The organism is Paenilisteria portnoyi (assembly GCF_014322795.1).
GTDB classification, from domain to species: Bacteria; Bacillota; Bacilli; order Lactobacillales; family Listeriaceae; genus Listeria_A; species Listeria_A portnoyi.
Window position 1 is genome coordinate 85178 of record NZ_JAASTT010000004.1, and the last position, 20043, is coordinate 105220.

The window sequence follows — 20043 nt, forward strand, 5'->3', positions numbered from 1 at the left end:
AAGCCGAAAAATACCAAAACCCTCATCTTCAGGTAAGACGTACACCTCGCTTGCCGCCGATTTATTACGGCTAGGATCTCATTCGTTAGGAAGCGTTTCCATTCACTGTTTATTATATCAGTTATTGTGAAAATTGGACAGTATAAAGTTAACTGATAACCGTTCTCACTAACGTGCTGGCGCCCTTTCCGAGCTATCCTATAGATTGTGAAACCCGTACTAAATAAGACTTCATTAGCATAACATAAATCCATCTAAATTTTGCATCGAATTTCGCCTTAAAGCAAACGCCCTGAACGCATTCCAACTATTAAATAGTACTACTAATCTTCGCAACTTTTTGAAGAAATTTATTTATTTTGCCCTCATTAGAACCTTTTACATAAGATAACGACGTATGTTTGTAAGTAGAAACACCACACATTTTCAGAATCTGCTTACTTAGAATTCTGCCATAATCCTTTTGAATAAAATTCGCATAAACCGCCGGCGTATCGTGCGTATTAATAATCCAAGCCCGCTTCCCTTTCAGCAGCCCAATCGGCCGAATCCCCTTATATTTATAAGCAAAATCCTTCGCGAAAACCTTATCAATGAATCCCTTCAAAATCGCCGGCGTACTGCTCCACCAAATCGGATAAATAAAAATCAAAAAATCCGCCCAGAGAACATGATCTCTGTATTCCTTCGTGCCCGCATCTTTATGTAAATCTCGACGCTTATTCATACTATCAAAACGCAAAACAGGATCAAATTCCTCTTTATAAAGATCAATTTCTCTGACAACATTTTGCTTGCCTAGCTCTTTTTCCACGGTCTTCTTGATAGTGTAATTTAAGCCTTCATGATTTGGATATGTATAAATTAGTAGCACATTCATCATTGATCGCTCTCCTTATTTGTGAGTTAAGACACACTCTTTATACATGCTACTCTACTCCATAACGCCCTCAGATGCAACACAAGTATTATAAAAATGACTTGCGATAATCTGGACTCTGCCTTTCATTCAGTCATCCACAGGTGTATCACTTTCCCTGCCACTGCAAACCATCCCAATCCATCAAAATAACCTCCTCATGCTCCCCAACATTCGTGACAAACAACAACGACTGAATCCGTTCATCTGATGAAAAACGATGATTATCCGGGTACTCTGATTCAATCGTATTATCGTACTTAACATCATCCAAACTCGCTATTTTATAAGAAAACTGTTCCGAAATAATAACCCCCTTTCCATCATAATTCGCCCTCACACCATTATCATTCTCACGCAACAACGCCGATTTTTGCAGTTTGGTATCATATAGATAAAGCTCCTGCCCCCTAAAATAAGCCATTAAATTATCACCAACCGGCTTCAAATTACTATACTCCACCCCTAAATCATGTATTTCATAATTCCCATTTCTCAAATCATACACCTTTAAATATCCACTTCCTCGCCGAATATCCCGATACCACATTTTATGCTCCGAGAAAGCCAAAACCGTTCGCGTCGGATTTCTAATCAGCGCCGAACGCCAAATAACCCTCACAGAAAGAAGGAATATCCATGCACATGCAAACCAACAATAGACTCCGTGAAAGCCTAGTCGTCCTCATCTGCCTCCTATCCATGATCGGCTGCCTAGCAATCTTTATAGCCCAACAAACCAACCAATACGACACCAACTTCTTTCGCATGCAAATCATCTTCATCATCGTTGGCTTCACCGCTGTATTCCTCCTATCAAAACTCGACATGACCTTCGTCCGCGCCAACATTCTCTGGGTATACGTCGCGATGATGATCCTGCTCGCCGGTGTTGTCCTCCTTTTAATCATGAAACAACCCGATCTCGGCACGACGATTGTCTATTTCGTTAGAGCCTTCACGATTGGCCTCATGCCGCTGACCGGGATTCCGTTGCCGTTTATTAGTTATAGTGATAGTTCGACGCTTGGTAATATGATTGCGCTTGGTATTATTCTCGCCGTCATCAAGTGCGATGATGCGAGTCTTAGCCGAACCTAACAATCAGTCCAAAATCACCTTTTTCTCTTCATCTGGAATTTTTTCAATACGACCTAAGAAAACCGTAATCGATAAAATCCCAATCAGCATCACGACTCCCGCCACAACAAACGCAATCGAAAAACTGCCCGTCGCGCCGACGATAAACCCAGTCACAATCGGAGCTGCAATCGCCGTCAAATTCCCAATAAAGTTCATAAATCCGCCCACAGTCCCAACCGAGCCATTCGGCGCCAAAATCGACGGCATCGACCAGTTGATCGTAGACGCAATACAAATTCCCGACACCGCGATGCTAAAATATATAATCGCCGTCTGCGTATCCTTCGTCGTTGCAACTCCAATCACTGCGAGCCCGAGCAACATCCCAATCGTCAAAAATAACTTCCGAACCTTCGACGGATCAAATCCCCGCTTAATCAGAAAATCAACGAGAAGCCCTCCAATCAGGATACTAGATAACGCACCGCAAGCCCATGGAATCGCCGTATATAATCCCGATTTCATGATATCCAAATGAAGCTCCCGCATCAAATAGTTCGGCAACCACGTTAAAAACAAAAAGAACGAATAATTATACGCCGCCGCCCCAATCGCCAATGCCCACAACTTCCGCTGCTTCATCAAGTACACCAAGCCACTTCCCTCACCCGGCGCGACCTGTTTTTGCACATCGCCCGCCTGAATATAATCTAGTTCCTCCTTCGAAAGCCGCGGATGCTCCTCAGGGTCCCGATACAACATCCAAAACCAGACACAGTACACAATACTAATCAGCGCTGTCACAAGAAAAGCCTCACGCCAGCCCCATTTTGCAATAATAAACGCCACCATCGGCACACCAATCACATTCGATAACTTCGAGGACATATCAAACATCGCCGTCGCAAAACCACGTTCCTTCAGCGGAAACCAGTATCCAGTCGCCTTGGAAGCCGCACTAAACGCCGGAGCCTCCGCCACACCAAGCGACAATCTCAAAATAAATAATGGCAATAACCCACTAATAAAAGCCGTCAATCCCGTCGCAAAAATCCAAACAATCGAGCAAACCCGATTCAGCCACTTCACGCCAATCCGGTCCAGCACAACCCCCATCGGAATCTGCATCAACGCATACGTCCAAGAAAAAGACGACAACAAAATACCAAACATCGCCGGCGAAATGCTAAGTTCATCCATCAAAACCTGCCCTGCAACCGTCAAATTAATCCGATCAAAATAGTTCACCAAACACCCAAATCCAAGTAATAAGCCAATCCAATATCTAAATCTTTTCTTTGTTGTGATAACTTTCCCCAATTCTATCTGCTTCTCCATCTTTTTCCCTCCAAGTCTCACTAATGAAGTCAAACCTCTCGCGAAAAAATCTTCCCAAGAGGCACTTATCTATCCATTCAAACTTTTATGCAGTAATGTCAATACTTGGCGCAACTCATCCACCGGAACTTGTCCAGGCGCAGAAACCTTTTTCGCAGCTCCAAACGTCAGTGCCGATCCAAAAATCTCTCCAGCCAAGCGCGAAATAACACCCGTTCCCGCCATTGACATCGTAATAATCGGCCGATCCGCATACTTTTCACGCATCGTATTCGTCGCACCAAGTAACGTAAGCACGTCAGCCGCCGATTGTGGCATCACCGCAATTTTAGGCAAATCCGCGCCTATTTCCTGCATCTTCACGAGCCGCGACACAATCTCATCCTCACTCGGCGTCTTATCGAAATCATGATTCGACATAATCACTTTCGCACCAGCTTGATGTACAGCCGACACAAGTTGCGCAACTTCCCACTCACCCGTAAACAGCTCCACATCCACGATATCCGCCATACCTGTCGCCGCAATTTCCCGATTCAGCGCCACATAACTCGCCACCGAAAAATCACGCTCACCGCCCTCTTTCGCACTCCTGAACGTAAAAATCAGCGGTATATCCTTCAAAATCCCCCGAATCTCACGCAACATCTCCTTCACTTTCACCGTATCCGCGACATCCTCGTAAAAATCCACACGCCATTCCACGACATCCAAGTCAACAGCCATCAACATCCGCGCTTCCTCCACTAATTGCGCCGCCGTCACGCCAACCATAGGAACGCAAATACTTGGCGCACCCTCACCAATCACGACATCTCTCACTGTAACTGTCCTCATATCCGTTCCCCCTTTCAAAAAAGTAACGCCTTGATATCCTCGACCGGCATTTCTTCCCCAGTCCAAATTTCAAAAGCCTTCGCGCCTTGCCACAACATCATTCCAAGGCCATTCACCGCCCTGCATCCAACCTCATCCGCCATCTCTAACAAACGCGTTTTCGCAGGCACATACACAACATCCGACACAATCAAATCAGGACGCAAATACGACACATCCGGCACAACACTCTGCCCCACAAGCGGTTTCATCCCAACCGAGGTCGCATTGACAAAAATAACACTAGCCTGGATTTCATTCCGAAGCGCCTCCAAATCCGCCAAATCAAAAAGCCGCGCCTGACAATCCGTCTTCGCATTAATATCACGTACCATCTGCTCCCCACGCTCGTAAAACTCATCCCGCCGATTAAAAATCGAGATCTCCTTCACACCATCAAGCGCCGCCTGAATACAAATCGCCGTTGCAGCACCACCAGCGCCCACAATCGTCATTTTTTCCCCAATAATATCAATCTTATCCTCCGCTAGTGCCCGCATATATCCCGTTCCATCCGTAATATGCCCCGTCAAAACGCCATCATCGTTCACAACCGTATTCACCGCGCCCGCAAGTTCCGCAGCAGGAGACAACTTATCCAAATACTTCTTCACCAGCACTTTATTAGGCATCGTCACATTACACCCACGAACCCCCATTGCCCGAAATCCCTTCACAACATCCGCCAACTGCTCCGTCCCAACATCAAATGCCAAATACACATAATCCAATCCCAATTTTGCAAATGCCTCATTATGCATTTTTGGTGATAAACTGTGAGAAATCGGCGTACCCAATAACCCAATCAACTGCGTCTTCCCAGAAATCCGTTCCGTCATACTAAAAAACACCCTTCCTACTCTATGTATCTTTGTCAGCAAAATCAGTAAATTCATCCAACTCCATAATCATACCAGAAACAGCCACCCTTTTTCCAGTCACTTTATCTAGTTTTTCCTATTAAACACCAACAACCATGTAACCCATACAATCCCATCATTCGCGCCAAGCACACCCGCACGCAAAATATTTAACTTCTGACTCACCGTCGAGTTCTTCAAAACCCCATCCTCTAAATTATTATATCGAACTAGCGTCATTTAAACAAGAAAGCATAGCAGCTAGATTCTGGACGCACAAAAAAGACTTACCAGATAACCCGATAAGTCTTTTTTGCATATGTAAAATCGTGAATAAGGGGCTCCCCTTGATTCACAACAAAAAAAAGCCTGCGCTTCTCTCCACGCTATTTGCGAGAGAGAAGACACACAGAGCTAGACAAAGACGGCGAACCGCTCTATCATAACACTCCACTTGCTTTAACACATGAATTATACTAATTCAATGATAACCATTGGTGCGCCATCACCGCGACGAGGACCTTTTTTCATGATACGAGTGTATCCGCCTTGACGTTCCGCGTAACGTGGAGCAACATCATCAAATAATTTTTGTAAAGCGTAAACTGGACGATTTTTTGTCACAGTGTTACCATCTTTATCTTTCACTTCTTTTTGTACCACGTTAACAACTTCGTGACGTACAAAAGCAGCTGCTTGACGACGAGAATGCAAGTCTCCTTTTTTACCAGAAGTGATCAATTTTTCAACGACAGAACGAATCTCTTTAGCTTTCGCTTCAGTTGTTTCGATACGTTCGAAAACGATTAAATCAGTCGCTAGATCACGTAGCAATGCTTTACGTTGCGATTTAGTACGACCTAATTTTCTGTAACCCATGGATTTCCCTCCTTCACAAAGTAAAAATTAATTTTCGTTTCGTAAACCTAAGCCAAGATCAGACAGTTTCACTTTCACTTCTTCTAAAGATTTACGACCCAAGTTACGAACTTTCATCATATCATCCTCAGATTTGTCAGCTAATTCCTGTACTGTATTGATTCCAGCGCGTTTCAAACAGTTGTAAGAACGAACAGATAAGTCCAATTCTTCAATTGTCATTTCAAGCACTTTCTCTTTATGGCTTTCTTCTTTTTCAATCATGATTTCCGCTTTTTGGGCTTCATCTGTTAAATCAACAAAAATATTCAAATGCTCTGTAAGAATTTTTGCTCCCAAGGAAACAGCTTCTTCAGGGCTAATACTTCCGTCCGTTAAAACGTCAAAAGTTAGCTTATCATAATTCGTGGATTGTCCAACACGCGTTGTTTCCACTTGATAGTTAACACGGATAACCGGGCTAAAAATCGAATCAACTGGCAACACACCGATTGGCATATTTTCACGTTTATTTTGATCCGCAGGCGTATAACCACGACCACGTGCCGCATTAAGGCGAACATGGAATTTCGCGTTATCACTAAGCGTACAAATGTGAAGATCTGGATTCAGAATCTCAACATCACTATCATAGTTAATATCGCCAGCAGTCACTACCCCAGGACCTTGCATATCAATTTCCAAAGTCTTATCGTCTTCAGCATACACTTTAAGTGCAAGTTTCTTGATATTCAAAATCATGCTTGTTACATCTTCTACTACACCTTCGATTACAGAAAACTCATGTAACGCTCCATCGATTTGGATAGATGTCACTGCAGCACCAGGAAGAGAAGATAACAGAATACGACGTAAGGAGTTACCCAAAGTTGTACCATATCCACGCTCTAGTGGCTCTACAACAAACTTTCCATACTTGGCATCATCGCTGATCTCAATCGTCTCGATTTTCGGTTTTTCAATTTCGATCATTCAAATTTACCCTCCTTCAAAACGTCTCTTTGGCTAAGATCCTTATGAAGAATCTCGTGACAATAGTTCAAAGTTGCAAACAAAATACGACTACTTAGACACGACGACGTTTTGGAGGACGACATCCGTTATGAGGAACTGGAGTCACATCTTTAATAGCAGTTACATCAAGACCTGCAGCTTGAAGAGCACGAATCGCTGCTTCACGACCTGAACCTGGTCCTTTAACTGTTACTTCCAAAGTTTTCAAACCATGTTCTTGTGCAGCTTTTGCACACGTTTCAGCCGCTAATTGCGCCGCGAAAGGTGTTGATTTACGAGCGCCTTTAAAGCCTAAAGCTCCAGCACTTGACCATGCTACTGCATTACCGTGCATGTCAGTAATCGTTACAATTGTATTATTGAATGTAGAACGAATGTGTGCAATACCAGCTTCGATATTCTTTTTCACACGACGTTTACGAGTATTAGTTTTACGTACCATTCACAAACTACCTCCTTTACTTACTAATAATTATTTCTTCTTACCTGCGACCGTTTTTAATGGGCCTTTACGAGTACGTGCGTTATTCTTCGTGTTTTGTCCACGAACTGGTAGACCACGACGATGACGCATGCCACGATAAGAACCGATTTCGATCAAACGTTTGATATTCAAGTTCACTTCACGACGAAGATCACCCTCAACCTTAATTTTATCAACTAGTTCACGGATTTTACCAAGTTCTTCTTCAGTCAAATCACGAGTACGAGTATTTTCAGAAACACCTGCTTCTTTTAGTACATCTTTAGCCGTTTGGTTACCGATACCATAGATGTAAGTCAAAGATATTACGATACGCTTTTCGCGCGGAACATCAACACCTGCAATACGTGCCATTTATAAAAGCACCTCCTCTTATCCTTGTTTTTGTTTATGTTTCGGATTTTCACAAATTACCATTACTTTACCTTTTCTGCGAATAACTTTACATTTCTCACAGATTGGTTTTACTGATGGTCTTACTTTCATGTAGATATACCTCCTTGTTTACTAGAGAAAATGTCTCTATAAACCGATTGAAAAATAGCTGGCGAACCAGACCGGTATATAATTTCATTTCCGATAATTTCTTATTTAAAACGGTAAGTGATTCTGCCACGTGTCAAGTCATACGGGGAAAGTTCCACCGTTACTTTATCACCTGGTAAAATGCGAATATAGTGCATACGGATTTTGCCAGAAACTGTAGCTAAAACAGTATGACCATTTTCTAGTACAACTTTGAACATCGCGTTAGGCAATGTGTCTTCCACTGTACCTTCCACTTCGATTACATCTTCTTTTGCCATAAGTTGCTACCTCCTTACTCTTTTTAACTGGACCATTTACAGGTCTGCCATTTCTTTTCGCGTAAAATTTTATTACATGAAAAAACGCTAGACATACCAAAATTGTTCCCCACGACAAGGAATTAATTTTATACATCTTCAGACAATCGGTAAAAGTACGGTCCCGCAAAAATGGAAGTACAAGTGCATCTGGCTCGAGTTCGAACGCCTTCATATCACTATTTCCAGTAGCATTCCTATTTATCCAGATGATCTTCAGACAATCTCTCGTTCATCATGTTTCGCATAGTTGTTACTCATTGCACTGCCAATTACCCATTATACTACAAAACAAAACATTTTGCACTACATAGGTACCGACTGTGAAATAAGCGATGATTTCTTAAAATGAAGCTAGAATCTTATCTACGTCTTCGAACACAACATCAATGTCTTGCTCTCCGTTAACCGCAAATAATGTTCCTTTTTCACCGTAAAAATCTAACAATGGTTGCGTTTGTTTGATATTAACATTTAAGCGATTTTCCACAGTTTCTGCTTTATCATCTTCACGTTGGTAAAGAGTAGCACCATCGACGTCACAAATCCCCGCTTGTTTCGGAGGATTAAAAACTTCATGATACGTTTTACCACATGTTGGGCAGATCCAGCGACCAGTCAGACGTTTCATCAGGCTGCTTTTATCTACTTGAATATTAACAACAGCATCAAGCTTTGTTCCAAGGTCCGAAAGAATACTTTCTAATTCCTCGGCTTGCTCAACAGTACGTGGAAACCCATCAAGCAAGAAACCATTCTTAGCATCATCTTCAGCTAAGCGCTCACGAACGATACCGTTTGTCACATCGTCAGGAACCAAATTGCCGCTATCCATAAAGGATTTAGCTTTCAGACCTAATTCTGTGCCATTTTTTATTGCTGCGCGGAACATATCCCCAGTTGAAATGTGAGGAATATTGTATTTCGCTACAATTTTTTCAGCTTGTGTACCCTTACCGGCACCGGGCAGTCCCATTAACACTAGTTTCAACTGTATCGCCCCTTTATTTAGTAGCACGTCGGGGCATGAGGTTTAACACTCCTGCCGACCCACGTGTTTATTTGATAAATCCTCGGTAATTTCGTTTCACAAGTTGTCCTTCTAATTGTTTTGTTGTATCAAGGGCTACCCCGATAACGATCAGCAAGCTCGTACCACCAATGGCGATAGATTGCGGAAGATCGAATACAGCTGCACCAATTGTAGGCATGATTGCTACTACAGAAAGGAAAATCGCACCAACAAAAGTTAGACGGTAAAGCACACTAGTAAGATACTCTTGTGTTTCACGGCCAGGACGTTTACTTGGAATGTATCCACCTTGTTTCTTCAAGTTATCTGCTACTTTCTCAGGATTTACTTGAATGAACGCATAGAAGTAAGTAAATGCGATGATTAAGGCAACATACAGACACATACCAATCGGCTGCGTATAGTCAAAAATTTGTTTTAAGACTTTTACAACTTGACTAGTTGAGTCAACGAAGGCAAAACTCAAAATAGTTTGCGGTGTAATGATAAAGGCACTTGCAAAGATTACCGGTATAACCCCAGCAGAGTTAAGTTTAAGTGGTAAATGTGTTGCTTGCGCTCCACCAGTTTTTGCACCAGCGACACGTTTTGAGTATTGAATTGGAATCTTACGCAATGCTTGTTGGAAGTAAATAACGAGCACAATGATCGCTAAAACTGCCACCGCGATTGCAACAAGAATCATAACGTGCATGAACAGCTGATCACCAGCGTCTTCAATTTGCGAAGCATAGAGAGAGCGTATGCCATCAGGAATACGAGCTACGATACCAGCAAAGATAATAATGGAAATACCATTACCAACGCCACTCACAGTAATTTGTTCACCTAACCACATCAGGAACATTGTACCAGTTGTAAGAACAACCGCAATTGCTAAGTATTGAGGGATAGAAGGATCAATAATAAAGCCAGAACCCGCCAATCTATTGAAACCAAAAGCCATACCGAATGCTTCGACAAGCCCTAGTCCAATCGTTAAGTAACGCGTCAATTGGTTGGATTTCTTACGTCCCATCTCACCTTGTTTTGACCACTCAGTAAGTTTGGGTACAACATCCATTTGTAATAGTTGCACGATAATCGATGCGGTAATGTAAGGCATAACACCCATCGCGAAGATCGAGAAGTTCTTCAGCGCACCACCATTGAAAGTGTTCAAGAATCCTAGAATCCCTGTTTCCATCGATTTTTGAATTGTAGCTGCGTCCACTCCCGGTACCGGAATAAAAGTCCCGATACGGAAAATGACAAGCATAGCTAACGTAAACATGATTTTCTTACGAATGTCTGCAACTCTGAAAAAATTGATCAACGTCGAAAACATTAGATCACCTCAGTTTTTCCACCAGCAGCCTCGATAGCCTCTTTAGCAGCTGATGAGAATTTGTTAGCTTTCACTGTAAGTTTTTTCTCGATTGCACCGTCAGACAAAATCTTAATTCCAGATTTTGCATTACGAACGATTCCTGTTTCAATTAATAATTCAGGTGTTACTTCTGTACCATCTTCAAAGCGATTTAAAACATCAATGTTCACAACAGCGTACTCTTTGCGGTTGATGTTTGTAAAACCACGTTTTGGAATACGACGGAACAATGGTAATTGTCCACCTTCAAAGCCAAGGCGTACACCGCCACCTGAACGTGCTTTTTGACCTTTGTGACCGCGTCCTGATGTTTTACCGTTACCAGAACTCATACCACGACCAACACGATTACGCTCTTTACGAGAACCTTCTGCAGGTTTAAGTTCGTGAAGTTTCATGTCAAGCACCTCCTCCTATTTACGATTTTATTCATTTTAATAATTAATAGCTTAAACTTCTTTAACGTCCACTAAATGACTAACTTTAGTGATCATCCCACGAATTGCAGGATTATCTTCTTTTACAACAACAGAATTAGTTTTTCCCAAGCCTAGAGCTTGAACTGTTTTGCGTTGTGGTTGAGGGCGTCCGATTAAGCTACGTTTTAGAGTGATTTCTAATTTCGCCATAACGTTTATTCCCTCCTTATCCTAGTAATTCTTCAACTGTTTTGCCGCGTAATTTCGCAACATCTTCAGCTTTTTTAAGTTGTTTGATACCGTCGAATGTAGCGCGAACCATGTTGATTGGTGTGTTAGATCCTAGTGATTTACTAGACACATCAGCAACACCAGCAAGCTCAAGGACAGCACGAACTGGACCACCAGCAGTTACACCAGAACCGGCGCTTGCAGGTTTTAGGAGAATTTCTCCACCACCAAAATGACCGATTGCTGTGTGTGGGATTGTAGTGTCAACAGTTGGTACGAAGATCATATTCTTCTTAGCATCGTCAATTGCTTTACGGATAGCATCTGGAACTTCTTGTGCTTTACCAGTACCGAATCCAACATGACCGTTTTTATCGCCAACGACTACGAGCGCTGAAAAACGGAAACGACGACCACCCTTAACTACTTTCGCAACACGGTTGATAGTAACTACGCGTTCTTCTAATTCTAATTTGTTTCCATCGATTTGTTGAGGCATGTAAGTTGTCCCTCCTTCTTTTTAAAATTCCAATCCATTTTCACGAGCAGATTCAGCTAGAGCTTTTACACGACCATGATATAAATAACCACCGCGGTCAAATACAACAGCTTTAACGCCTTTTTCTGTAGCGCGTTTTGCAACGATTTCGCCTACTTTTGTAGCAGCGTCAACTTTTGACTCAGCTTTAGGGAAATCTTTATCTACGTTAGATGCGCTAGCGATTGTTACACCGTTAACATCATCGATAAGTTGAGCATAAATGTTCTTGTTTGAACGGAATACGTTCAAGCGTGGACGAGCTGCTGTTCCAGAAATCTTAGAACGAACACGACCATGTCTTTTTTTACGCACTTTATTTTTGTCGATTTTGGTAATCACACGACTCACCTCTTCTCTTAGCTTTATGCGGCATTATTTACCGGTTTTACCTTCTTTACGACGTACAAATTCGCCTTCGTAACGGATACCTTTACCTTTGTAAGGCTCTGGTGGACGTACGGAACGGATATTTGCAGCCAATTCGCCAACGTGTTCTTTGTTAATACCGCGAACGATAACTTTCGTATTCGCTGGTACTTCAACTTCAACACCTGGACGAGCTTCGAATTCTACTGGATGTGAATAACCTACGTTTAAAACAAGAGTAGTACCTTGTTTCGCTGCACGGTAACCGACACCAATAAGCTCAAGAGTTTTTTCGTAGCCTTCAGATACACCGACAACCATGTTATTTAGAATAGCACGTGTCGTACCATGAAGCGCACGGTGTGTTTTATTGTCAGAAGGACGAGCTACATTGATCTCGTTGCCTTCGATATTGATTGTAATATCAGGGTTAAAAGTCTTAACTAGCTCGCCTTTAGGACCCTTAACAGTTGCTGTTGAACCATCTAATGTTACTGTAACACCAGCTGGGATAACAATTGTTTTTTTACCTATACGGGACATTTATTACACCTCCTTGTGATTTTCTTGTCTTACCAAACGTATGCTAGAACTTCTCCGCCCACTTGTTTCGCGCGAGCTTCTTTGTCAGTTAACAAACCTTGAGAAGTAGATACAATTGCAATACCTAAACCGTTAAGTACTTTTGGTACCTCATCAGCTTTAGCGTAAACACGAAGACCTGGCTTACTGATACGCTTAAGTCCAGTAATTACACGCTCGTTAGCTGCACCATATTTAAGGAAAACACGGATTGTACCTTGTTTGTCGTCTTGAATATACTCAACATCACGTACGAATCCTTCTCTTTTAAGGATTTCAGCGACTTCTTTTTTAATTTTTGAAGCAGGAACTTCTAATTTATCGTGACGTACCATATTAGCGTTACGAATACGAGTTAGAAAATCTGCGATAGGATCTGTCATCACCATGAAAAATTTACCTCCTTCCCATTATTGGGTTTTTACCAGCTTGCTTTTCTGACGCCGGGAATTTGTCCTTTATAGGCAAGTTCACGGAAGCAGATACGGCATAGTCTAAATTTGCGAATAACGGAATGTGGACGACCACAACGTTCACAACGAGTGTAAGCTTGAACAGGATGTTTCGGTGTGCGTTTTTGCTTCGCGATCATTGATTTTTTAGCCACGTTTGCGCCTCCCTACTTATTTATTGATTACTATTTGGATTACTTTTGAAACGGCATTCCAACATGTGTCAGTAATTCTTTTGATTCTTCGTCAGATTTAGCAGTAGTAACGATTACTACGTCCATTCCGCGAACTTTACTTACTTTATCGTAATCAATTTCAGGGAAAATTAATTGCTCTCTAACACCTAGCGTGTAGTTACCGCGACCGTCGAAGGCTTTTTTAGAAACCCCACGGAAGTCACGAACACGTGGTAAGGAAACAGTAATTAATTTGTCTAAGAAATCATACATGCGGTCTCCACGTAGCGTTACTTTCGCACCGATTGGCATTCCTTCACGAAGACGGAAACCAGCGATTGAATTTTTCGCTTTTGTGATTACAGGTTTTTGACCAGTGATTAGAGCTAACTCTTCCACTGCACTATCCAAAACTTTCGCATTTGCTGTTGCGTCACCAACACCAGTGTTGATTACGATTTTGTCGATTTTTGGTACCTCCATTACGGAGTCATAATTGAATTTGCTCATTAAAGCAGGAACAATTTCCTTAAGATATCTATCTTTAAGGCGATTCATGTAATATTCCCTCCTTCCTCAAATACTTTTATTTAGTTGCGTCTTTTATAACTTCACCGGATTTTTTAGCTACGCGTACTTTTTTACCATCCTTGATTTCACGGTTCACACGAGTTGGTTCACCAGTCTTCGGATCGATAAGCATTACGTTAGATACGTGAATCGGTGCTTCAACATTTAAAATTCCACCTTGCGGGTTAACGTTTGATGGTTTTGTATGTTTTTTAACCATGTTAAGTCCTTCAACGATCACGCGATCTTTTTTAGGGAACGCAGCGATAATTTTGCCGGATTTACCTTTATCTTTACCAGTAATAACTTGAACTTTATCACCTTTTTTGACATGCATTGGGTCTAGCACCTCCTTGAGATTGAAACTACATATTTTAAAGAACTTCTGGAGCTAAAGAAACGATCTTCATAAAGTTGCTATCACGAAGTTCGCGAGCAACAGGTCCAAAAATACGTGTTCCACGAGGACTTTTATCATCACGGATTATAACACATGCATTTTCATCAAATTTGATGTAAGAACCATCTTGACGACGTGCTCCACTCTTAGTACGAACGATTACCGCTCTAACTACTTCACCTTTTTTGACAACGCCACCTGGTGTTGCTTGTTTAACAGTACACACGATTACGTCACCAATGTTCGCAGTTTTGCGTCCTGATCCGCCTAGTACTTTAATTGTTAATACTTCACGAGCACCAGAGTTATCAGCTACTTTCAAACGACTTTCTTGTTGAATCATTAGGATACCCTCCTTCCAGACATACAATCAGGAAATTTATTTTTCCTAGTAAAACTATTATTACGAATCACGATTTAAACTAATACAGCTTTCTCAACAACATCTAGTAAGCGGAAACGTTTAGTCGCCGACAATGGACGAGTTTCAGCAATGCGTACTAGATCGCCTGTTTTAGCTACATTATTTTCATCATGCGCTTTGAATTTTTTAGAATACTTCACTCGCTTGCCATAAAGCGTGTGTTTCTTATACGTTTCAACAACGACAGTGATTGTTTTATCCATTTTGTCGGATACAACACGTCCTGTATATACTTTACGTTGGTTACGTTCAGACATGTATTAAAACCTCCTCCTGAATTAATTTTAGGCAAGTTCTCTTTCACGAACGATTGTTTTCATACGAGCAATCGCTTTGCGTACTTCACGGATGCGTGCAGTGTTTTCCAATTGGCCAGTAGCTAATTGAAAGCGCAGATTGAAGAGCTCTTCTTTTAGAGATTTCTCTTTATCTTGAATTTCAGTAGTTGACAATTCACGGATATCAGTTGCTTTCATTTGCTTCACCACCAATTTCTTCGCGTTTCACGATTTTTGTTTTAACAGGTAGTTTATGTGCTGCAAGACGTAATGCTTCGCGCGCTACTTCTTCAGGTACACCTGCGATTTCGAACATGATTTTGCCACGTTTAACTGGGCTTACCCAACCTTCCGGAGCACCTTTACCTTTACCCATCCGAACGCCGATTGGCTTAGATGTGTAAGATTTATGAGGGAAAATTTTAATCCAAACTTTACCGCCACGTTTCATGTAACGAGTCATTGCAATACGGGCAGCTTCGATTTGACGGTTAGTGATCCATGAAGCATCAACTGCTTGAAGACCAAACTCACCAAATGCTACTTCTGTTCCGCCTTTTGCGCGTCCACGCATGTTACCACGGAACTCACGACGGTATTTAACACGTTTTGGAACTAACATTATTATTTTCCTCCTTCCACATTTGTTTTCTTCGTAGGAAGGACTTCACCACGGTAGATCCAGACTTTAACGCCTAGTTTACCATAAGTTGTGTCAGCTTCTTCCCATGCGTAGTCGATATCGGCACGCAATGTATGAAGAGGAACTGTTCCTTCACTGTAATGTTCCGCACGAGCGATATCCGCTCCACCTAGACGGCCGGAAACTTGAGTTTTAATACCACGAGCACCCGCACGCATAGTACGTTGGATTGCTTGTTTTTGTGCACGACGGAACGATACACGGCTTTCTAATTGACGAGCGATACCTTCAGCAACTAATTTAGCATCAAGATCAGCTCTTTTGATTTCTACGATATTGATATGAACTCGTTTACCTGTAAGTTCATTTAGGTTTTTACGTAATGATTCAACCTCAGATCCACCTTTACCGATAACCATTCCTGGTTTAGCAGTGTGGATTGTGATGTTTACACGGCTTGCAGCGCGTTCGATTTCGATACGAGATACAGAAGCATCTGATAAGTTTTTCGCGATATAATCACGGATACGTATATCTTCATGTAAGAAGTTCGCGTATTCTTTACCAGCATACCATTTTGAATCCCAATCACGAATGATACCGACACGCATACCAATTGGATGTATTTTTTGGCCCACGAATTATCCCTCCTCGACTTCAGATACCACGACTGTGATGTGGCTTGTACGTTTATTTATTGCGCTTGCGCGTCCCATTGCACGTGGACGGAAACGTTTCAATGTTGGGCCTTCGTCAACGAATGCCTCAGAAATTACTAAGTTATTTACATCTAAATCATAATTGTGCTCAGCGTTTGCGATTGCTGATTTTAAAACTTTTTCGATAACCGGAGAAGCGGCTTTCGGCGTAAGTTTTAGAATAGCGATTGCTTCGCCGACTTGCTTACCACGTACTAGATCGATTACGAGTCTAACTTTACGAGGAGCAATACGAACAGTTTTTGCAACGGCTTTTGCAGTTGTCATCAGGATATCCTCCTCTCAATTAACGTCTTGTTTTTTTATCGTCGCCCGCGTGACCACGGTACGTACGAGTTGGTGCGAATTCACCTAATTTATGTCCAACCATATCTTCTTGGATATAGACTGGAACGTGTTTGCGACCATCATATACAGCAATCGTTTGTCCAACGAATACTGGGAAAATTGTTGAACGACGAGACCAAGTTTTAATAACTTGTTTCTTTTCGCTTGCATCAGCTGCCTCAACTTTTTTCATCAAATGATCATCTACAAAAGGTCCTTTTTTCAAGCTACGACCCATGTCGGAACCTCCCTTCGCATAGTCAGGAATCGGAAAGCTTGAGCTTGCCCGTTCCTGCTACCTATAAATTCGTTTAAATGACAAATCCAATTATTTTTTCTTACGACGACGTACGATAAATTTATCGGAGTTATTGTTTTTCTTACGAGTTTTATAACCAAGTGTTGGTTTACCCCAAGGAGACATTGGTGATTTACGTCCGATTGGTGCTTTACCTTCACCACCACCATGTGGGTGATCGTTCGGGTTCATTACAGATCCACGAACTGTTGGGCGTTTACCCATCCAACGTGAACGACCTGCTTTACCAATGTTGATAAGTTCGTGTTGTTCGTTACCAACTTGGCCGATAGTAGCACGACAAGTAGAAAGAATCATACGAACCTCACCAGAGTTAAGACGGATCAATACGTATTTGCCTTCTTTACCAAGCACTTGAGCACTTGTTCCAGCTGAACGTACTAATTGTCCACCTTTACCAGGTTTCATTTCGATATTGTGGATAACAGTACCCACTGGAATATCTTTAAGTTCTAGCGCGTTACCAACTTTGATATCCGCCTCTGAACCTGAATAAATTGTTTGGCCTACTTCTAAGCCTTTCGCTGCGATGATGTAGCGTTTTTCTCCATCAACGTAGTGAATTAATGCGATGTTAGCAGAACGGTTAGGATCATATTCGATCGTAGCAACGCGTCCTGGAATACCATCTTTATTACGTTTAAAATCGATCACGCGGTATTGACGTTTATGTCCTCCACCGTGATGACGAACAGTTAACTTACCTTGGTTATTACGACCAGCCTTCTTTTTCAGAGGACGTAGTAAAGCTTTTTCTGGAGTACTTGTAGTAATCTCAGCAAAATCTGAACTCGTCATGTGACGACGGCCGTTTGTGGTAGGTTTATACTTTTTAATCGCCATTGTATTCCCTCCTCTATTAGTTCAATTCTATAGAAGTATTAAACTTCGAAAAATTGGATTTCTTTGCTATCGCCAGTAAGTGTCACGATAGCTTTACGACGCTTGTTTGTATAGCCAGCGTAACGGCCCATGCGTTTCATTTTACCTTTGTAGTTCATTACGTTTACTTTCGCAACTTTCACTTCGAAAATTTCTTCGATAGCTTTTTTTACGTGCGTTTTAGTAGCGCGTGTATCAACTTCAAATGTATATTTCTTGTCGTCTAAAACACTTGTTGATTGCTCAGTGATAATTGGGCGCTTAATGATGTCGCGTGCATCCATTATGCAAGCACCTCCTCTACTTGTTCAAGAGCTGCTTTCGTGATAATTAACTTATCATGTTTAGCAACATCTAGTACTGAGATACTTTGAGCTGGAATAACTTTAATGCCTTGTAAGTTACGTGCAGATAGTTCTACATTTTCACTTTCATCGGCTACTACTACCAATGCTTTTGTATCTACAGAGATATTTTTAAGGAAAGCCGTGAATTCTTTAGTCTTAGGAGCAGAGAAAGTTAAACCTTCTAGTACTACTAGGCTCTCTTCTTTTACTTTAGAAGAAAGGATCGATTTGATCGCTAAACGACGAACTTTCTTAGGTAATTTGTAAGCATAGCTACGTGGTGTTGGGCCGAATACGACTCCACCTCCACGCCATTGTGGGGAACGAATCGAACCTTGACGGGCACGACCAGTACCTTTTTGACGCCATGGTTTACGTCCACCGCCGCGTACTTCTGAGCGGCCTTTTACTTTATGAGTTCCTTGACGTAAGGAAGCTCTTTGACTCAAAATTACATCAACAACCACTTTTTCATTTGGTTCAATACCGAAAATAGTATCGTTAAGTGTAATTTCGCCAGCTTTTGTTCCATCTTGTTTCAATAAAGCTACGTTGGGCATTTTGTTAGTCCTCCTTTCCAATTAAATTATCTTGCTTTGTTCGCTGTTTTGATTTGGATAAGTGCTTTTTTAGCTCCTGGAACATTTCCTTTAACTAAAAGAACATTTTTCTCAACATCAACTTTTACGATTTCTAGGTTTTGGATAGTGATTTGATCTCCACCCATACGACCTGGAAGTAATTTATTTTTGAATACACGGTTAGGTGCTACGGGACCCATTGAACCTGGGCGACGATGGTAACGCGAACCATGGGACATTGGGCCACGGGATTGTCCGTGACGTTTAATAACACCTTGGAAGCCTTTACCTTTCGATACGCCTGTCGCGTCAACGATGTCACCTTCTGCGAATACGTCTACTTTAATTTCTGCACCAATCTCATACTCGTCTAAGTTTACATCGCGTAATTCGCGAATGAAGCGCTTAGGAGTAGTATTGGCTTTTTCTACATGACCTTTTTCGGGTTTGTTTGACAATTTTTCGCGTTTATCCTCGAAACCGATTTGAATTGCTTCATATCCGTCCGTATCAACAGTTTTCTTTTGAAGTACTACGTTAGCACCTGCTTCGATAACTGTTACTGGAATAAGTTCGCCGTTTTCAGTGAAAACTTGTGTCATCCCTACTTTTCTACCTAAGATTCCTTTGGTCATGAGTCACACCTCCTGTTATTTTGGATTTTTATTATAGTTTGATTTCGATGTCCACACCGCTTGGTAAGTCTAAACGCATAAGGCTATCAACAGTTTGTGGTGTTGGATTAACGATATCGATTAAACGTTTGTGTGTACGCATTTCGAATTGCTCACGTGAATCTTTGTATTTATGAACCGCACGCAAGATTGTGTAGATTGACTTCTCTGTTGGAAGTGGAATCGGACCAGATACAGAAGCACCAGAACGTTTCGCAGTTTCTACAATTTTCTCAGCCGATTGATCCAAGATACGGTGATCATACGCTTTTAAACGAATACGAATTTTTTGTTTTGCCATTATTTTCCCTCCTTCTCGCCTACTTTTAAAATAGACATTCTCCGTGAAAATCTCCTGGACACTCGCCATGGCAAAGCGGCCGGGTGTGTCAGCAACCTCTCACTTCATCAC

34 protein-coding genes and 1 pseudogene are annotated in these 20043 nt (G+C 41.8%); 1 reads left to right on the forward strand and 34 read right to left on the reverse strand.

The window, feature by feature from the left end; genetic code table 11:
• Positions 1-310: 310 nt before the first annotated feature.
• Both HCJ66_RS04375 and HCJ66_RS04380 read right to left on the reverse strand, forming a co-directional pair.
• Entirely contained in the window at positions 311-883 is a 573-nt protein-coding gene (locus HCJ66_RS04375) for an NAD(P)H-dependent oxidoreductase (RefSeq protein ID WP_246438561.1), read from the reverse strand.
• Positions 884-1028: 145 nt separating this feature from the next.
• Positions 1029-1541 (reverse strand): hypothetical protein, encoded by a 513-nt coding sequence (locus HCJ66_RS04380; RefSeq protein ID WP_187132062.1) that lies wholly within the window; start codon positions 1539-1541, stop codon positions 1029-1031.
• Positions 1542-1879: 338 nt separating this feature from the next.
• On the opposite strand from HCJ66_RS04380, the pseudogene HCJ66_RS16460 reads away from it, so the two are divergent.
• Positions 1880-2020, forward strand: a pseudogene (locus HCJ66_RS16460) (FtsW/RodA/SpoVE family cell cycle protein); the annotation flags it as partial.
• A gap of 3 nt (positions 2021-2023) precedes the next feature.
• On the opposite strand, the gene HCJ66_RS04390 reads toward HCJ66_RS16460, so the two are convergent.
• From HCJ66_RS04390 to rpsJ, 32 genes are all read right to left on the reverse strand, one after another.
• Positions 2024-3340, reverse strand: a complete 1317-nt coding sequence (locus HCJ66_RS04390) for an MFS transporter (protein WP_187132064.1) — start codon at positions 3338-3340, stop codon at positions 2024-2026.
• A gap of 69 nt (positions 3341-3409) precedes the next feature.
• Positions 3410-4177 (reverse strand): type I 3-dehydroquinate dehydratase, encoded by a 768-nt coding sequence (gene aroD, locus HCJ66_RS04395; protein ID WP_187132065.1) that lies wholly within the window; start codon positions 4175-4177, stop codon positions 3410-3412.
• Between the two features lie 14 nt (positions 4178-4191).
• On the reverse strand, positions 4192-5055 hold the full coding sequence (locus HCJ66_RS04400) for a shikimate dehydrogenase (RefSeq protein WP_187132066.1): 864 nt from the start codon (positions 5053-5055) through the stop codon (positions 4192-4194).
• Positions 5056-5547: 492 nt separating this feature from the next.
• Positions 5548-5955: a 50S ribosomal protein L17 gene (rplQ, locus tag HCJ66_RS04405; protein ID WP_036060310.1), complete on the reverse strand. Its 408-nt coding sequence runs from the start codon at positions 5953-5955 to the stop codon at positions 5548-5550.
• A gap of 27 nt (positions 5956-5982) precedes the next feature.
• Positions 5983-6927, reverse strand: a complete 945-nt coding sequence (locus HCJ66_RS04410; RefSeq protein WP_036071402.1) for a DNA-directed RNA polymerase subunit alpha — start codon at positions 6925-6927, stop codon at positions 5983-5985.
• A 94-nt stretch (positions 6928-7021) separates the two neighbouring features.
• The gene (rpsK, locus tag HCJ66_RS04415) at positions 7022-7411 is read right to left on the reverse strand and encodes a 30S ribosomal protein S11 (protein WP_036060306.1); all 390 of its coding nucleotides are present in this window, start codon (positions 7409-7411) and stop codon (positions 7022-7024) included.
• A gap of 30 nt (positions 7412-7441) precedes the next feature.
• Entirely contained in the window at positions 7442-7807 is a 366-nt protein-coding gene (gene rpsM / locus HCJ66_RS04420) for a 30S ribosomal protein S13 (protein WP_036060303.1), read from the reverse strand.
• 18 nt (positions 7808-7825) lie between these two features.
• A complete protein-coding gene (gene rpmJ, locus HCJ66_RS04425; protein WP_003156543.1) occupies positions 7826-7939 on the reverse strand; it encodes a 50S ribosomal protein L36 in 114 nt (37 codons plus the stop codon).
• A gap of 101 nt (positions 7940-8040) precedes the next feature.
• Positions 8041-8259, reverse strand: coding sequence for a translation initiation factor IF-1 (infA, locus tag HCJ66_RS04430; protein WP_036060296.1), 219 nt, complete (start codon positions 8257-8259; stop codon positions 8041-8043).
• 382 nt (positions 8260-8641) lie between these two features.
• On the reverse strand, positions 8642-9289 hold the full coding sequence (locus tag HCJ66_RS04435) for an adenylate kinase (RefSeq protein WP_187132067.1): 648 nt from the start codon (positions 9287-9289) through the stop codon (positions 8642-8644).
• A 67-nt stretch (positions 9290-9356) separates the two neighbouring features.
• The gene (secY, locus tag HCJ66_RS04440) at positions 9357-10658 is read right to left on the reverse strand and encodes a preprotein translocase subunit SecY (protein ID WP_187132068.1); all 1302 of its coding nucleotides are present in this window, start codon (positions 10656-10658) and stop codon (positions 9357-9359) included.
• Entirely contained in the window at positions 10658-11098 is a 441-nt protein-coding gene (gene rplO / locus HCJ66_RS04445; RefSeq protein WP_036060290.1) for a 50S ribosomal protein L15, read from the reverse strand. Before rplO ends, secY begins: the two co-directional genes overlap by 1 nt.
• Positions 11099-11149: 51 nt before the next feature.
• Entirely contained in the window at positions 11150-11329 is a 180-nt protein-coding gene (gene rpmD / locus HCJ66_RS04450; protein ID WP_003720933.1) for a 50S ribosomal protein L30, read from the reverse strand.
• Positions 11330-11345: 16 nt separating this feature from the next.
• Positions 11346-11849: a 30S ribosomal protein S5 gene (gene rpsE, locus HCJ66_RS04455; protein WP_036060286.1), complete on the reverse strand. Its 504-nt coding sequence runs from the start codon at positions 11847-11849 to the stop codon at positions 11346-11348.
• 21 nt (positions 11850-11870) lie between these two features.
• Positions 11871-12230 (reverse strand): 50S ribosomal protein L18, encoded by a 360-nt coding sequence (gene rplR / locus HCJ66_RS04460; RefSeq protein WP_036065516.1) that lies wholly within the window; start codon positions 12228-12230, stop codon positions 11871-11873.
• 33 nt (positions 12231-12263) lie between these two features.
• On the reverse strand, positions 12264-12800 hold the full coding sequence (gene rplF / locus HCJ66_RS04465) for a 50S ribosomal protein L6 (protein WP_181676463.1): 537 nt from the start codon (positions 12798-12800) through the stop codon (positions 12264-12266).
• Positions 12801-12829: 29 nt separating this feature from the next.
• Complete coding sequence (gene rpsH, locus HCJ66_RS04470; protein WP_036065514.1) at positions 12830-13228, reverse strand: 30S ribosomal protein S8; 399 nt, start codon at positions 13226-13228, stop codon at positions 12830-12832.
• A gap of 32 nt (positions 13229-13260) precedes the next feature.
• A complete protein-coding gene (locus tag HCJ66_RS04475) occupies positions 13261-13446 on the reverse strand; it encodes a type Z 30S ribosomal protein S14 (RefSeq protein WP_077912491.1) in 186 nt (61 codons plus the stop codon).
• A gap of 39 nt (positions 13447-13485) precedes the next feature.
• Entirely contained in the window at positions 13486-14025 is a 540-nt protein-coding gene (rplE, locus tag HCJ66_RS04480; RefSeq protein WP_036065509.1) for a 50S ribosomal protein L5, read from the reverse strand.
• A gap of 28 nt (positions 14026-14053) precedes the next feature.
• A complete protein-coding gene (rplX, locus tag HCJ66_RS04485; protein ID WP_036080307.1) occupies positions 14054-14374 on the reverse strand; it encodes a 50S ribosomal protein L24 in 321 nt (106 codons plus the stop codon).
• Between the two features lie 37 nt (positions 14375-14411).
• Positions 14412-14780, reverse strand: coding sequence for a 50S ribosomal protein L14 (gene rplN, locus HCJ66_RS04490; RefSeq protein WP_036071388.1), 369 nt, complete (start codon positions 14778-14780; stop codon positions 14412-14414).
• A gap of 74 nt (positions 14781-14854) precedes the next feature.
• Positions 14855-15118, reverse strand: coding sequence for a 30S ribosomal protein S17 (rpsQ, locus tag HCJ66_RS04495; protein WP_036080303.1), 264 nt, complete (start codon positions 15116-15118; stop codon positions 14855-14857).
• 27 nt (positions 15119-15145) lie between these two features.
• Positions 15146-15337 (reverse strand): 50S ribosomal protein L29, encoded by a 192-nt coding sequence (gene rpmC / locus HCJ66_RS04500; RefSeq protein ID WP_036060270.1) that lies wholly within the window; start codon positions 15335-15337, stop codon positions 15146-15148.
• Complete coding sequence (rplP, locus tag HCJ66_RS04505) at positions 15324-15761, reverse strand: 50S ribosomal protein L16 (protein ID WP_036060267.1); 438 nt, start codon at positions 15759-15761, stop codon at positions 15324-15326. The genes rpmC and rplP overlap by 14 nt, the downstream gene beginning before the upstream one ends.
• A 2-nt stretch (positions 15762-15763) precedes the next feature.
• Positions 15764-16420: a 30S ribosomal protein S3 gene (rpsC, locus tag HCJ66_RS04510; RefSeq protein ID WP_036071385.1), complete on the reverse strand. Its 657-nt coding sequence runs from the start codon at positions 16418-16420 to the stop codon at positions 15764-15766.
• A 3-nt stretch (positions 16421-16423) separates the two neighbouring features.
• On the reverse strand, positions 16424-16768 hold the full coding sequence (gene rplV / locus HCJ66_RS04515; protein ID WP_181676464.1) for a 50S ribosomal protein L22: 345 nt from the start codon (positions 16766-16768) through the stop codon (positions 16424-16426).
• 19 nt (positions 16769-16787) lie between these two features.
• Entirely contained in the window at positions 16788-17066 is a 279-nt protein-coding gene (gene rpsS / locus HCJ66_RS04520; protein WP_036065502.1) for a 30S ribosomal protein S19, read from the reverse strand.
• A 90-nt stretch (positions 17067-17156) separates the two neighbouring features.
• The gene (rplB, locus tag HCJ66_RS04525; RefSeq protein WP_036060259.1) at positions 17157-17990 is read right to left on the reverse strand and encodes a 50S ribosomal protein L2; all 834 of its coding nucleotides are present in this window, start codon (positions 17988-17990) and stop codon (positions 17157-17159) included.
• A gap of 38 nt (positions 17991-18028) precedes the next feature.
• Entirely contained in the window at positions 18029-18313 is a 285-nt protein-coding gene (rplW, locus tag HCJ66_RS04530; protein ID WP_036094361.1) for a 50S ribosomal protein L23, read from the reverse strand.
• Entirely contained in the window at positions 18313-18936 is a 624-nt protein-coding gene (rplD, locus tag HCJ66_RS04535) for a 50S ribosomal protein L4 (protein ID WP_036080294.1), read from the reverse strand. The genes rplW and rplD overlap by 1 nt, the downstream gene beginning before the upstream one ends.
• A gap of 26 nt (positions 18937-18962) precedes the next feature.
• Entirely contained in the window at positions 18963-19592 is a 630-nt protein-coding gene (gene rplC / locus HCJ66_RS04540) for a 50S ribosomal protein L3 (RefSeq protein WP_181676465.1), read from the reverse strand.
• Positions 19593-19623: 31 nt separating this feature from the next.
• Entirely contained in the window at positions 19624-19932 is a 309-nt protein-coding gene (gene rpsJ, locus HCJ66_RS04545; protein WP_036065498.1) for a 30S ribosomal protein S10, read from the reverse strand.
• Positions 19933-20043 lie beyond the last annotated feature (111 nt).

What these genes read in the sequence shown, in the direction of transcription:
- rpsJ (WP_036065498.1), bottom strand. Translation starts at nt 19,932, where the DNA reads ATGGCAAAACAAAAAATTCGTATTCGTTTAAAAGCGTATGATCACCGT.
- rpmC (WP_036060270.1), bottom strand. Translation starts at nt 15,337, where the DNA reads ATGAAAGCAACTGATATCCGTGAATTGTCAACTACTGAAATTCAAGAT.
- rpsK (WP_036060306.1), bottom strand. Translation starts at nt 7,411, where the DNA reads ATGGTACGTAAAACTAATACTCGTAAACGTCGTGTGAAAAAGAATATC.
- rplF (WP_181676463.1), bottom strand. Translation starts at nt 12,800, where the DNA reads ATGTCCCGTATAGGTAAAAAAACAATTGTTATCCCAGCTGGTGTTACA.
- rplW (WP_036094361.1), bottom strand. Translation starts at nt 18,313, where the DNA reads ATGGATGCACGCGACATCATTAAGCGCCCAATTATCACTGAGCAATCA.
- rpsE (WP_036060286.1), bottom strand. Translation starts at nt 11,849, where the DNA reads ATGCCTCAACAAATCGATGGAAACAAATTAGAATTAGAAGAACGCGTA.
- rplC (WP_181676465.1), bottom strand. Translation starts at nt 19,592, where the DNA reads ATGACCAAAGGAATCTTAGGTAGAAAAGTAGGGATGACACAAGTTTTC.
- rpsH (WP_036065514.1), bottom strand. Translation starts at nt 13,228, where the DNA reads ATGGTGATGACAGATCCTATCGCAGATTTTCTAACTCGTATTCGTAAC.
- rplD (WP_036080294.1), bottom strand. Translation starts at nt 18,936, where the DNA reads ATGCCCAACGTAGCTTTATTGAAACAAGATGGAACAAAAGCTGGCGAA.
- rplE (WP_036065509.1), bottom strand. Translation starts at nt 14,025, where the DNA reads ATGAATCGCCTTAAAGATAGATATCTTAAGGAAATTGTTCCTGCTTTA.
- rpsS (WP_036065502.1), bottom strand. Translation starts at nt 17,066, where the DNA reads ATGGGTCGTAGCTTGAAAAAAGGACCTTTTGTAGATGATCATTTGATG.
- rpmD (WP_003720933.1), bottom strand. Translation starts at nt 11,329, where the DNA reads ATGGCGAAATTAGAAATCACTCTAAAACGTAGCTTAATCGGACGCCCT.
- HCJ66_RS04410 (WP_036071402.1), bottom strand. Translation starts at nt 6,927, where the DNA reads ATGATCGAAATTGAAAAACCGAAAATCGAGACGATTGAGATCAGCGAT.
- rplP (WP_036060267.1), bottom strand. Translation starts at nt 15,761, where the DNA reads ATGTTAGTTCCAAAACGTGTTAAATACCGTCGTGAGTTCCGTGGTAAC.
- HCJ66_RS04375 (WP_246438561.1), bottom strand. Translation starts at nt 883, where the DNA reads ATGATGAATGTGCTACTAATTTATACATATCCAAATCATGAAGGCTTA.
- rpsM (WP_036060303.1), bottom strand. Translation starts at nt 7,807, where the DNA reads ATGGCACGTATTGCAGGTGTTGATGTTCCGCGCGAAAAGCGTATCGTA.
- rpmJ (WP_003156543.1), bottom strand. Translation starts at nt 7,939, where the DNA reads ATGAAAGTAAGACCATCAGTAAAACCAATCTGTGAGAAATGTAAAGTT.
- infA (WP_036060296.1), bottom strand. Translation starts at nt 8,259, where the DNA reads ATGGCAAAAGAAGATGTAATCGAAGTGGAAGGTACAGTGGAAGACACA.
- HCJ66_RS04400 (WP_187132066.1), bottom strand. Translation starts at nt 5,055, where the DNA reads ATGACGGAACGGATTTCTGGGAAGACGCAGTTGATTGGGTTATTGGGT.
- rplQ (WP_036060310.1), bottom strand. Translation starts at nt 5,955, where the DNA reads ATGGGTTACAGAAAATTAGGTCGTACTAAATCGCAACGTAAAGCATTG.
- rplO (WP_036060290.1), bottom strand. Translation starts at nt 11,098, where the DNA reads ATGAAACTTCACGAACTTAAACCTGCAGAAGGTTCTCGTAAAGAGCGT.
- rpsQ (WP_036080303.1), bottom strand. Translation starts at nt 15,118, where the DNA reads ATGTCTGAACGTAACCAACGTAAAGTATATACAGGACGTGTTGTATCC.
- rplV (WP_181676464.1), bottom strand. Translation starts at nt 16,768, where the DNA reads ATGACAACTGCAAAAGCCGTTGCAAAAACTGTTCGTATTGCTCCTCGT.
- rplX (WP_036080307.1), bottom strand. Translation starts at nt 14,374, where the DNA reads ATGCATGTCAAAAAAGGTGATAAAGTTCAAGTTATTACTGGTAAAGAT.
- rplN (WP_036071388.1), bottom strand. Translation starts at nt 14,780, where the DNA reads ATGATTCAACAAGAAAGTCGTTTGAAAGTAGCTGATAACTCTGGTGCT.
- secY (WP_187132068.1), bottom strand. Translation starts at nt 10,658, where the DNA reads ATGTTTTCGACGTTGATCAATTTTTTCAGAGTTGCAGACATTCGTAAG.
- HCJ66_RS04390 (WP_187132064.1), bottom strand. Translation starts at nt 3,340, where the DNA reads ATGGAGAAGCAGATAGAATTGGGGAAAGTTATCACAACAAAGAAAAGA.
- aroD (WP_187132065.1), bottom strand. Translation starts at nt 4,177, where the DNA reads ATGAGGACAGTTACAGTGAGAGATGTCGTGATTGGTGAGGGTGCGCCA.
- rplB (WP_036060259.1), bottom strand. Translation starts at nt 17,990, where the DNA reads ATGGCGATTAAAAAGTATAAACCTACCACAAACGGCCGTCGTCACATG.